Annotated in this window: 10 protein-coding genes; all 10 read left to right on the top strand. The window is 32.5% G+C overall.

Features of this window, described 5'->3' with window-relative positions:
- Positions 1-2: 2 nt before the first annotated feature.
- The gene (locus BS101_RS13125) at positions 3-1,595 is read left to right on the top strand and encodes an Hsp70 family protein (protein WP_073539230.1); all 1,593 of its coding nucleotides are present in this window, start codon (positions 3-5) and stop codon (positions 1,593-1,595) included.
- A 14-nt stretch (positions 1,596-1,609) separates the two neighbouring features.
- Positions 1,610-3,196, top strand: coding sequence for a hypothetical protein (locus tag BS101_RS13120; protein WP_073539229.1), 1,587 nt, complete (start codon positions 1,610-1,612; stop codon positions 3,194-3,196).
- A 42-nt stretch (positions 3,197-3,238) separates the two neighbouring features.
- Positions 3,239-4,729, top strand: coding sequence for an Hsp70 family protein (locus tag BS101_RS13115; RefSeq protein ID WP_073539228.1), 1,491 nt, complete (start codon positions 3,239-3,241; stop codon positions 4,727-4,729).
- 17 nt (positions 4,730-4,746) lie between these two features.
- Complete coding sequence (locus BS101_RS13110; protein WP_073539227.1) at positions 4,747-6,219, top strand: Hsp70 family protein; 1,473 nt, start codon at positions 4,747-4,749, stop codon at positions 6,217-6,219.
- Positions 6,220-6,626: 407 nt separating this feature from the next.
- Positions 6,627-8,243 carry an ABC transporter substrate-binding protein gene (locus tag BS101_RS13105; RefSeq protein WP_073539226.1) on the top strand — a complete coding sequence of 539 codons (1,617 nt, stop codon included), beginning with the start codon at positions 6,627-6,629 and terminating at the stop codon, positions 8,241-8,243.
- 87 nt (positions 8,244-8,330) lie between these two features.
- Complete coding sequence (locus tag BS101_RS13100; RefSeq protein WP_073539225.1) at positions 8,331-9,326, top strand: ABC transporter ATP-binding protein; 996 nt, start codon at positions 8,331-8,333, stop codon at positions 9,324-9,326.
- A gap of 3 nt (positions 9,327-9,329) precedes the next feature.
- Positions 9,330-10,343, top strand: a complete 1,014-nt coding sequence (locus tag BS101_RS13095) for an ABC transporter ATP-binding protein (RefSeq protein WP_073539224.1) — start codon at positions 9,330-9,332, stop codon at positions 10,341-10,343.
- Between the two features lie 17 nt (positions 10,344-10,360).
- Positions 10,361-11,311: an ABC transporter permease gene (locus BS101_RS13090; protein WP_073539223.1), complete on the top strand. Its 951-nt coding sequence runs from the start codon at positions 10,361-10,363 to the stop codon at positions 11,309-11,311.
- Between the two features lie 16 nt (positions 11,312-11,327).
- Positions 11,328-12,245: an oligopeptide ABC transporter permease gene (gene opp4C / locus BS101_RS13085; protein ID WP_073539222.1), complete on the top strand. Its 918-nt coding sequence runs from the start codon at positions 11,328-11,330 to the stop codon at positions 12,243-12,245.
- Between the two features lie 83 nt (positions 12,246-12,328).
- Positions 12,329-13,498 (top strand): M20 metallopeptidase family protein, encoded by a 1,170-nt coding sequence (locus BS101_RS13080; protein WP_073539221.1) that lies wholly within the window; start codon positions 12,329-12,331, stop codon positions 13,496-13,498.
- Positions 13,499-13,514 lie beyond the last annotated feature (16 nt).

The following is a 13,514-nucleotide window of genomic DNA, read 5'->3' as shown; positions in this document are numbered from 1 at the left end:
TTATGGGTATAGTGGAAACAAAGAGTTCGTATGTTTTAGGAATTGATTTAGGAACCTCTACTTCTATTGCGTCCGTATATACAAAAGGTAAAAGCAGAATTATTAAAATAGATGGTAAGGAGTACATACCTTCTGTAGTTTCATTTTTAGATAGTGAAACCATAATTGTAGGGGCGCAGGCCAAGGGAAGGGCTATAATAGACTCAGAAAATACTATAGAATCTATAAAAAGGCATATGGGAGAAGATGGCTATACAGTTAAGGTATTTGATGAGGAATATACCCCTCAGCAGATATCCGCAGAAATAATTCAAAAAATAGTGGAAGCTGCTATGAATTCGGAAGATTTTGATTCCATGGGAAAATTGAAATATGCAGTTATATGTGTACCGGCCAATTTTACAGATAATGCTAAAAGGGCAACTATGGAAGCTGCTGAAATTGCAGGACTTGAGGTATTGTACCTACTGGAAGAACCTGTAGCAGCGGCTATCAGGTATGGATTTAATTCCTCAAAGGATCAAAACATTTTAGTATACGACTTAGGTGGGGGAACTTTTGATGTATGCATTTTGAAGGCTGAAACTCAAGAAGAGGGAAATGCCAACTATGAAATACTTGCAAAGGAAGGTATTAATAAACTAGGTGGAGATGATTTTGACCGAAAACTAATGGAACTTATTAATGAAAAATTCCAGGATGAATGCGGTATGGATCTTTTAGATACACAAAAGGATCAGGGAGTAAGCAGAAAAAAATTAAAAGAAGCCATGCAAAAACTAAAAGAAGCTGCGGAAATGACCAAGATAGAATTAAGCGAAGCAGATGCCTGCAATGTTATGATACCTAATATAATTCAAAATGAAAAAGGGGAATGGCTTAATGTAGATGTAGAAATTGAGAGGGAAGAATTTAACGATAGAATAGAAAATCTGATTTATAAAACTGAGGATACTGTAAAAAAGGCTCTGGAAAATGCAAGGCTTACTATTGACGATATAGATAAAATCATACTTGTTGGGGGGTCTACTCTTGTTCCTATAATAAAAGAAAAAATAAAGGAAATGTTTGGAGTTGAACCTTATTCTAATTTTAATCCTATAACCATAGTGGCAGAAGGGGCTGCTGTTTTTGGAGCTACAATGTCTGTTCCTTCGGATTGTATAGACAATTATGAGGAAAAACCAGAAGGAGACATAAATATAAATCAGATAGTTACCCATAATCTGGGTATTATGATTTCCGGTATGAGGTTTTCTAAGCTTATAGAAAAAGGAACGGAAATACCAGAAGAAGGATCTGTTATAGAGGAAAAGGAGTATTCTACACAATTTGAAAATCAAACGGAGCTTAATATAATCATATATCAATGTGATGAGGATATTGAATATATAAATGAGAAAAATGAGGATGATACTGACAAGGCTGTATGCATAGGTGAATTTAAATTAAAGAATATACCAAAAGCGGTTAAAGGAAAGGAAAAAATAACGGTTCAATTTGAAGTTAATGAAGAGAATATGATCAGGATAAAAGCAACTTGTGCAAGTAATAATGAGAGCAACGAAATAACACTTAAAGTAGACAGAATTTAAGGTGGTGAAATTTATTGGATAATGAAAAAGAAAATAATGTCTATGATGAAAAATCCAATGATTTTGAAAAAAACTATAGGGATTATAAAAAGCCCCTTGAAGAAGATTACATCCATATGAAAATTCTAAATGAGTTAGCTAAGAATTCACCTGAAAATGTAGAAAAAATACAAAAAGAATATATATTTGAAGAGAAAACTGAAAACATTGAAAAGCCGGAGGAAAAGGGAAATCAGATTATAGAAGAAGGTGAAGATAAAAAACAAGCTGAAATAGAAGAAAAAATAGATGAAACGGCAATCGATTCTTCAGGAGAATATAATATAAGATTTCAGTTTTCTTCAAATAAAGTTGGGAAATATAAAGAGGAATTTAAAAACCAACATGTATTATATGAAAATGTAATATTAGACTATAAAAAATGGATATCTAGAATCCAGGAACTTGTGGCATATATTAAAAAAGGTTATGAAAATATTGGAAAAGAATCAGGAAGAAATGAATTGAATATAAAATTAGAAAAAATGATCCAGATAGATGAGGTAAGCTGCAATAAACTTTTCAATGTGGATAATTTTAGAAATTCAATGGAAGAACAAATTAAAAGTTATATCAATGCTAACCGTAATATAATAGAAGATGGTATAAAAGAAAGGGATAGTCTCATTGACAAATATTTTGTTCTTGTAAATTCGTATATGTTTCCTCTTATAGATAATTTCAATTTTAAATCATCTATAGGTACGGATGTTGAAGAAAAAAAACAGAGAGAATTACAAAAAATTAAAAAATATAAAGAGCAGCTTCAAAGTGATGATATAGCCTATGAGAAGAGTTTATTAGAGTATAAAACATGGATTGTAAGGAATAAGGAATTAGTCGTATGCCTTGAAAAAAATTGTATGGATATATCCCATATTATAGAAGAGTTCAATGTCAGTATAGAGCATAAAATTGATATGTTGGAGGAAAAAGACAAAGAACTTTTAACAAATAGAATAAAAGGTATAAATATGATAAATAAAATGTGCAGAAACATGTTGAATATGGGATTGAATAAAATAAAAAATATTGAGGAAAAAAGTTATGATAAACTATGCACTATAGAGGATTTTCAAAATTTAACAGAAGAGCAAATTACCAATATATTTAATTCAAATTATAATATCATAACCAGTATTAGAAATGAAAAGGATTCTATTGTAAGGGCATATTTTAAATTTATCAATTCACAGCTGTTACCTATAATTGACGGGGTGGATTCCGGCATTCAATATTTAAATACAAACAATATAACAGCTTTGAAATATATAATATCAGACATATATGGAGATATGGATAGGGTATTAAAAAAATTATTGGAAAATATCAAAATAAGAGAGATAAAGACAGATAAAAGTGAGACCATAAATTTTAATTTACATCAGGCTATAGACATAGAATATACAAAAATACAAGAAATGGACGAAACTGTGGCAGAAGTTATTAGAAAAGGGTATGAATACTTAGAAGATATATATAGTACTGGTATTAATTATATTGTAAGGCAAGTGCAGGTTATAGCTTATAAATTTAAGGCACCTGAAAATACTTCTGTATAGTGTAAAGATTTAAAGATGTTTAAAAAGAAAGAGGTGTGAAAATTGGCCTATGATGCTCAAAATTCACCTGTAATTGGAATAGATCTTGGAACTACATTCAGTTCCATTGCTAGATGGACTGGAGAAGAGGCGGAAACCTACAGTCCAAAAGGTGAAAGAATGGTAAGATCCGTAGTTTATTATGATGAAAAAAACAACAAATATATTTTTGGAAATACAGCATTTATGAGTGGTATATTAAATCCTGAAAATGTAATTGTAGGAGTTAAAAGACTCATGGATGATAAAAATGCCAAAATAAAGCTTGGAAGTAAAGTACATGATCCTATAGAGATATCTTCTATGATATTAAGGAATTTGTACAATAATGTAAAATCCATGTTTCCCTCTGGAGTGTACGAGGCTTCAGGGGTAGTGGTTACAGTTCCCTATTATTTCAAAGCTCATCAGTTTCAGAATACTTCTGAAGCTGCTAAAGAGGCGGGGCTTAAATTACTGGGAATTATACAGGAGCCTATTGCAGCGGCACTGGCCTATGGATTTCATCATTCAAATAAACATTTAAATAGAGAGGAAAAACTTTTAATATTCGATCTTGGCGGAGGTACTTTTGATTTAACCATAATAAAAGTAAAAGAGGATAATGAGAATCTGTTTTTTGATGTTTTAGGCATAGGGGGAGACGACAGATTAGGTGGAATGGATTTTGACAGGGCCTTTATGGACTATGTGATTCATCGGGAGAAAATTAATTTTGAAAGTGTAAAAGATGAAAAGATAAAAAAAATAGGAAAGAAAAAACTTCTTGATTCAATTATAAAAAGCAAGGAGACTTTAAGTGCTACAGAGAGTGTTTATATTGCAGTGCCTGATGTAGTGCCTGGAGTACATGTAGATGCTGAATATACCAGGAGAGATTTTGAAACTTCCATAGAACCCTACATAGCTAAAATCAAAAATATTATAAAAAAGACTATAGCAAGTGCAGGTATAGCTCCTTATGAAGTTGACAAGATAATAAAGGTTGGGGGATCTAGTAAGATACCAATAATGAATAAAATAATAGAAGATGAAGTAGGAGAGGGCAAGACTTATTCAGATATTGACCCTAGCTTGTGTGTTGGGGAAGGAGCGGCTATATATGCTGCCTATATTTCAAATAACTTAAATTATAGTAAAAACATAAAAATAGAAACTGCCGCCGCTCACGCACTTGGAGTAGAAGATTCAAGAGGGAATTTTGTTGTACTTATTCACCAGAATCAAAAGACACCGGCAAAGAGAACATTGACCTTTACAACAGATGAAGACAATCAGACAGAAATTGATGTTAAAGTATATCAGGGCACAGCTAAAAGAGCCAGAGACAATGAACATGTGGGAACTGTGAAAGTTATGGGACTTAAAGCTATGGCTAAATATCAACTGGAAATAAAAATTACCTTTGAAGTAGGACGCTCTCAAGAAGTGAAAGTAACAATTGAAGAAATACAAAGCGGGATAAATAAAACTGAAGTAATGAAGTTGACTTAAAATGGGGGGATATTTTAGTGATTTATGATAGTGTACATTCACCTGTAGTAGGAATAGATTTAGGAACAACTTTTAGTTCCATTGCCAGATGGACTGGAACTAAAGCAGAAGTTTATTCTCTGAAAGGAGAATATAATATTCCTTCTGTGGTATATAATGATGGAAGTCAGTTTGTTATAGGAAAAATTGCATTTATGAAAGGGATTATGAATCCTGAAAATATGTGCAGAGGGGTAAAACGTCTAATTGGAAATGAATATGCTCCCGTAAAGCTGGGAGATAAGGATTATAATTCTATAGAGATATCAGCAGAAATTTTGAAATACCTTTATAGAAATGTGGAGGAAATGTTTCCACAGGGCAAGTTTAAATCAGAAGGAGTGGTAGTAACTGTTCCCTACCATTTTAGGGCAAATGAAATTTCAAATACAATAAAGGCCGCTAAAATGGCAGGATTGAATTTAATAGGAATAATTCAAGAACCTATAGCTGCAGCACTGGCCTACGGACTTCATTTAAGTAGTGATGCCTTAAAAGATGAAAATATATTGGTATTTGACCTTGGAGGAGGTACTTTTGACCTGACACTATTTAATCTAAATAATTCCTCAAATAGAATATCTTTTAATGTGTTAGCCACAAGTGGTGATGATAGATTGGGAGGTATGGATTTTGATGAGGAACTTTACAATTATATAGTAGATAGAGAGGGAATCAGACTTTCTGCCTGTAAGGATAAACGGCAGCAGAACATAGCTAAAAATAAATTAATGGAACAGATTATAAGGGCAAAGGAGGCATTATCTTTTGACAATAGTGCATATATACAGGCATTTGATGTGCCGCCGGGAAATTTTGTAGATTGTACAGTTACTCTGTACGAACTAAAAAATTGTATTAGAGAATATACCCAGAAAATAAAGAGAATTATAAGAGAGATGTTTGAAGAAAGAGGAATAAGCCCTAGAAGTGTTGACAAGGTAATAAAAATAGGCGGCTCCAGCAAAATAAAGTTCATAGATGAGATTATAAATGATGTTGTAGGAGATGGAAAAATATATGGAGATATAAATCCAGAACTTGCAGTTTGTCAGGGAGCGGCTATTTATGGAGCTTATTTAAACAACAGAGCTTCCCAAAATAAAAAACTGGAGGTAACTCTTATAAATTCCCATGCATTAGGGCTAAAAGATGATAAGGGAGATTTTGTAGAGATTATTCCTAAGAATGTGGCAATTCCATATAAGGAAACTGTGACATTTACAAATTCAGAGGATAATGAGAGGGAAATAAGTATAGAAATCTATCAGGGAGAACATAAAGAATGTCAGCATAATAAGAAGATAGGTGTAATAAATGTTTTAGGGTTAAAGGAAAGTCCAAAGGGAACTTTAAATATACCCGTTACATTTTATATAAATAAAGATCAGACAATTAAAGTTATTGTAGAGCAGAAAGAAAGTAATATATATATTGAAAAGCAATTTTAATTAAAATAAATGTTAATAAAAAACACTATTAAAGTCATTATATAAAATGAATTTAATAGTGTTTTTTTATATGGTGAAAATGTTATATATGGTAAATCATAATTTATAATTTTGTAATTATTATAAAAAATCAATTATATGCATTTGTATAGTATTATAAATTCGGGAGCTTGTTTTTGTATTACGAAATTATCAATATTACGCTGTTATGTTAATAATTTTATAACAAACAATGCATTAATTTCACAAATTATGTTGAATTGTATAAAAAATGGTGGTATTATTATAAAAACATGTAAATTATGTGTGAAATATTTTTAATGATATTAGGAGGGAGACAAGCTTTGTAAATCAAATTAATTATTAGTTTGATATCAAAAAAATAATTTTTTGGGGGTTGATAATGAATGAAAAAGTTCATTAAAAGTAAAATATTAATTTTATTTATATGTATAGTTGCATTAATTCTACCTGGTTGTGGGAGTTCATCTACGAGTTCTGGAGAAGGTGCCAAAAAAGTTATTAATGTAGGAATGATGAATGCTCCAAGTGGCTTTAATCCACTGGAATGGACAGACATCGCACAGGAAGTAAATTGTGGACTGCTATTTCAAGCTTTAGTTGAATTAGATGATGATATGAAGTATAAGCCTATGCTAGCGGATTCCATTACTACAGATGATAATAAGACATTTACAATTAAGCTCAATTCAAAGGCTAAATGGAGTGATGGAAAACCTGTAACTGTAGATGATGAAATATATACCATTGGTCTTATATCTGATCCTAAAGTACCATCTACTGTGGCATCAAATTTTAATATTGTTGAAGGATTAAATGATTCAGGTAAAAATACTACCGGCAGCACTGATATATCCGGTATAAAGAAAATTGATGATCATACTATGTCAATTACAACGAAAGCACCTATGGAATTGACTTTATTTGAAGATACAATAGGTACCAAACTTAAAGCTCTTCCTAAACACATTCTTGAAAGCACTTCACCGGACAAGATTTATGAGAGTTCCTTTATCCAAAATCCAAATGTAAGTAATGGACCTTTTAAACTTGAAAAATATGTAAAAGATCAGTATGTGCAATTTGTAGCTAATAAAGATTATTTCAAAGGAACACCAAAATTAGATGGATTGATTTTCAAAATTATGCCTGGGGCTAATATAACTGCTCAATTGCAAAGTGGAGAAATTGATATGAATGATCCTCAGTTAGGGCAAATACCTTTTGAAGATAATGAAAAAGTAAAGGCTATGAGTAATCTTAATACAGATTCATCAGGTATTCAAGGCACTATACAGACATTGATGATAAATACAAAGACTATACCTGATTCAAAGATTAGGAAAGCAATTTCCTATGCTATAAACAGAGATATGATAATAAACAGTTTGTTAAAAGGTCAAGGTCAAGTGATTGAATTACCATATTTGAAAGAAAGTAAATTTATAAATAAAAATTTAAAACCTACTCCATATGATCCGGAAAAAGCTAAGGAACTTTTGAAAGAAGCGGGATGGGATTCAAATAAGGCTGTAAATTTTGATATACCCACAGGAAACAAGGTCCGTGAACAAGTAGCAGATATCATAACTCAAAATTTAGAGAGCGTGGGAATAAAAGTAAATCCTCAAAAATATGATTTCGTTACAAGTCTTGCTACAGCTAAAAAACATAATTTTGATATATACCTGGTAGGTATACCTGTTTATCCTATGAATCCTGATATATCATCCATATTAAAAACTGGGTTTGGGCTTAACTTATCACAGTATAGTAATGCAGAAATGGATAGTTTACTTACAAGTGGTTTAAATCAAATCGATCCAGCTCAAGTAAAAGCAACTTATGACAGAGTACAGGAAATATTTGCACAGGATTTACCTTGTCCGTCAATATATGTTCAAAATCAGTTAAGGGCTGTAAATAAAAGGGTAACTTATGGAAAGCCTAAAAATTATGGAATGTTTATTGATGTATATAAATGGGATGTACAGAGTAAATAATTTAAATTTGCAAAAGATTATATGCTAATTAAACCTATAGTCTTTTGCCATATTAAATCATAAATATTTATAGAAAGGGTGATAAATATGAGTTGTTTACTTTCTGTGAGGCACCTTCAAACAGCATTTAAATCAAATAAAAAAGAAGTGATATCTGTTGAGGATGTAAGTTTCGATATAAATTCTGGAGAAACAGTTGGCGTAGTTGGTGAATCTGGATGTGGTAAAAGTGTAACTTCTCTATCTATAATGAGGTTGTTGGGAAAGAAAGGATATATACGTAAAGGTGAGATAAAATTTAACAATAAAGATATTGTAAAACTGGATGATAAAGGAATGAGAGAGATTAGAGGAAATAAAATATCCATGATTTTTCAAGAACCAATGACATCATTAAATCCTCTTTTTACAATAGGAAATCAGATAACGGAAGTTATAAAACTACATCAGGATATGGATTACAAAGAAACTGAAAAATATGCGGTAAATATGTTGAATCTGGTAGGTATACCCAGGGCAAATAAAATAATTAATGATTATCCGCATACTCTTTCAGGGGGAATGAGGCAAAGAGTAATGATTGCTATGGCTCTTTGTTGCAAACCTGAACTTTTAATTGCGGATGAACCTACAACTGCATTGGACGTAACTATTCAAGCTCAAATTTTAGATTTGATTAAGAAGCTCAGAAAAGAGATGGGAATGTCGGTTATGCTTATTACCCACGATTTAGGAGTAGTGGCAGAAATGGCAGATAAGGTTATTGTAATGTATGCAGGACAGGTAGTTGAAGAAGCAGATGTCTTTACACTATTTGATCATCCAAAACATCCATATACCAGCGCACTTATAAAATCAATTCCTCAAATTGATTTAGATATAAATAAACGGCTTGAAACCATAAGAGGAATGGTTCCATCTACTTATCAAAACATAGTGGGATGCCGTTTTCACAATCGTTGTCCTTATGCATCTGAAAGGTGTATAAATGAAGCTCCAGCTTTAAATTCTATTGCTGATGGACATAAAGTACGGTGCTTTTTAGTTAAAAGTATAGAGGAAGTGGATAAGGAGGCAATATGATACATGATTAAAGAGGCAGAAAAACGAGTGAAATTTTTACTTTCTGTTGAAAAATTGAAAACTTATTACCCCATAAAGAGGGGTGTTTTATCCAAAACTGTAGGGTATATAAAAGCAGTTGATGGAGTGAACTTTAAAATTTATCCTGGAGAAACATTAGGATTAGTAGGAGAATCAGGGTGTGGAAAATCCTCCATAGGTCGTACAATCTTAAGACTTGAAGATCCTACAGAAGGCAGTATATTTTTTAATGATGAAGATATCGCAGCATATTCTAATAAACGTATGATTAATATCCGCACTGATTTACAGATAATATTTCAAGATCCCTATTCTTCTTTAAATCCTAAAAAACGTATATATGATATATTGGCAGAGCCTCTTAAAGTTCACAAAATTATACCTGAGGATAAAATATCCGATGAAATTGACAAACTCCTGGATTGGGTAGAATTACCTAAAAGTTTTAAAAATAGGTATCCTAATGAATTTTCAGGTGGTCAAAGACAGCGTGTTGGTATTGCAAGGGCACTTGCTTTAAGACCAAAACTTATTGTCTGCGATGAACCTGTGTCAGCATTGGATGTATCCACACAGGCACAAGTATTAAATCTTTTAAAGGATTTACAAAAAAAATTAAAACTCACTTATCTTTTTATAGCTCATGGATTAGGAGCAGTAAAGTATATAAGTAATAGAATTGCAGTTATGTATTTAGGTAAAATTGTTGAAATTGCAAGTACAGAAGAAATTTTTGCAAATCCAAAACATCCATATACTAAAGCGCTTTTAAGTGCATATCCAATACCTAATCCCCACATGCGTGATAAAAAGAGAATTATTCTGGAAGGTGATGTACCAAGTCCGGCAAATCCACCAAACGGTTGTAGATTCCATACCCGATGTAAATTTACTAAAGATATATGCAGTAGGGAAACTCCAGAGTTAAAACAGGTAAAGGGTGTGGAAAAGGAGGAACATCTGTCAGCTTGTTTTTTTCAGGATAGTTTTAATTAATAAGGAGGACATTTTAAATGATTAACTATATTGTTCGGAGAATATTAATAAGCATTCCAGTTTTAATTGGTGTAACTATAATAAGTTTTATAATTATTAATATGGCACCAGGCAGCCCGCTGGATAAAATGATTGATCCGCATCTTACTGCAGCTGATATTGCAGCTAGAAAAGCTGCACTTGGATTGAATGGACCTCTATATATAAGATATTTAAGTTGGCTTCAAAATCTACTTCACGGAAATTTAGGATATTCATTGACTTCATTCCAACCTGTATCACAAATAATAGGACAAAGGATATTTCCAACTTTTTTACTTATGTTTTCCGCACTTATAATTGGATTTGTAATTGCTATTCCACTTGGAATTTTAAGTGCTACCAAACAGTATTCAAAATTAGATTATATATCTTCAACAGGATCACTTATTGGAATATCAGTTCCAACTTTTTTCTTAGGTCTTGTATTTATATATATTTTTGCTTTAAAGTTAAAATTATTGCCTTCTGGAGGAATGATAACTTTAGGCCAGGATAACGGCTTTTCAGATGTACTTAAACACTTAATACTGCCTGCTGTTGTCCTTGGAGTAAATGAAGCAGGCACGCTTGTTAGATATGTACGTTCCAGTATGCTTGAAATACTGGATCAGGATTATTTGCGTACAGCAAGATCCAAAGGATTAAAAGAATCTATTGTTATAAATAAACATGCTTTTAGAAACGCCGTACTGCCTATTATAACTGTAACTGGATTGGAGATTGTTACACTACTTGGTGGTTCCGTAGTTACCGAACAGGTATTTCAGTGGCCAGGAATAGGCCAGCTTACCATATCTTCTGTAATGAGTCGTGATTATACTACTTTAATGGGTCTTATCTTATTTGGAACCGTAGTTGTCATAATTGCTAATCTATTAATTGATATTATATATTCTATTGTGGATCCACGTATTAGATATAACTAGGAGGGAAATTAATGTTATGAGCAAAATGGAAGCGGAATTGCAAAATGATTCAGGTTCAACTGCATTAGCTGTCGAAACAGCTGTAACTAGTGAGAATTATATATATTTAATTATGAAACGATTTAAAAAGCATAAAATGGCTGTAGCTGGAGTTATATTCATATGTATATTAGCGGTAATTGCAATATTTGCTCCACTTATAGCTCCTAAAAGTCCATATGCTGTAGAAAATTTGTTTGGGGCTGCACCATCCTCTAGTCATGTACTTGGAACGGATCAGGTTGGTAGGGATGTATTAAGTCGCCTTGTGTATGGTGTTCGTGTTTCTTTGATTGTAGGTATTGGAACTATGATTTTAAGTGTAAGCATAGGTACGATACTTGGCCTTATATCAGGATATTTTGGAGGTAAAATTGACATGATTATTATGCGTATAACCGATATTTTCATGTCCTTTCCCCAAATGATGCTTATATTGATTGTAGTAAGTATCGTTGGACCTGGACTTAAAAATATTATATGGGTTTTAGGTTTTCTTGGATGGCCAGGTGTAACACGTCTAGTTAGAGGGAATGTGCTTTCCATCAAGCAAATGGATTATATAAAATCAGCGGTAGTTCTGGGTTTTAATACTCCAAGACTGTTATTCTCTCATGTACTTCCAAATACTATGGCACCTATTTTAGTAAATGCAACTTTTGGAATTGCCAGAGCTATTATATATGAGGCCTCACTTAGCTTTCTGGGCATGGGTGTACAGCCGCCTACTGCAAGTTGGGGAAATATGCTTACGGATGCTCAGGCTCTTACTGTTTTGACAACCAAACCTTGGTTATGGTTCCCACCTGGAATTATGATTATATTCACTGTATTGGCATTTAATTTTATTGGTGATGGTTTGAGGGATGCTCTTGATCCCAGAAATACAAGATAATTAAACTTTTACAAATGTGAAACTATATAAATAAAAATTTCAATAAATAATTATTTTATTACTAAATTGGAGTGATTGTAAAAATGAATACTTTAAAAAAAGCTGAAGATATAAAATCTTGGATGATAGAACTTAGAAGAGATTTTCATATGTATCCTGAGCCGTCTTTTGAAGAAGTAAGAACGTCAAAAGTAATAGCTGAAGAACTTAAAAAAATGGACATAGAAGTTATTACCACAGGTAAAACAGGCGTTATTGGATTGCTAAAGGGAAAAAATCAGGGAAAGGCCATTGCACTTCGTGCAGATATTGATGGCCTGTCAGTTACAGAGGAGACAGGACTTCCCTACAGTTCAAAAAATCCTGGGTACATGCATGCTTGTGGACATGATACTCATATTACGGAACTTTTAGGAGCTGCAAAAATATTATCTGATTTAAAACATGAATTGTACGGCAGTGTAAAATTCATCTTCCAACCAGCAGAGGAGCTTGGAACTGGCGCAGCATATATGATAGAACATGGGGCTCTTGAGAATCCTAAAGTTGATATAATTGTAGGTATGCACACTTTTGGAATGATAGAAACTGGTAAAATAGTAGTCCAAAAAGGTTCTTTTATGGCATATGGAGATAAATGGAGTTTAACTGTAGAGGGAAAATCCTGTCATGGTTCTTCGCCGTGGCAGGGAATAGATGCAATGCCTTGTGCTGTAGCAATAATGGAGGGATTTCAGACCATTGTGACTAGATTTAATGATGCAAGAAATCCTATAGTTATTAATATAGGAACTGTAAATGCAGGTGAGAGGTTTAATGTGGTCCCAGGAAAAGTTGAAATAACGGGCATGAATAGAGCATTATCAAGTTATTCAAGAGAAATGATGCCAAAATGGATGAAGAAAATAATAGATGGCATATGTAGTGCATATGGCTGTACATATGATTTTAAGTATGAACAGGGATTTAAGCCTATTATCAATGAAGACAGCTTTACTGGATTTATAAGAAAATCAATAGCTAAATTAATAGGTGAAGAAAATATAATTCAGATAGGAAAAATTATGGGTTCTGAAGATTTTTCCTCTTATCTGGAAAAAGTGCCAGGTACCTTTTTGATACTTGGCGGGGGAAACAAAGAAAAAGGCTATATGCATTCCCAGCATTCCAATCGATTTACCATTGATGAGAACTGTCTACCTATAGGAGCTGCAGCTTATGTTCAGGCAGCTTTAGATTTCTTAAAAGCTTAATTTTAAAATTGGAGGT

It is taken from the genome of Clostridium kluyveri (assembly GCF_001902295.1).
GTDB classification, from domain to species: domain Bacteria; phylum Bacillota; class Clostridia; order Clostridiales; family Clostridiaceae; genus Clostridium_B; species Clostridium_B kluyveri_B.
This window is presented reverse-complemented; position numbering and strand designations above follow the sequence as displayed.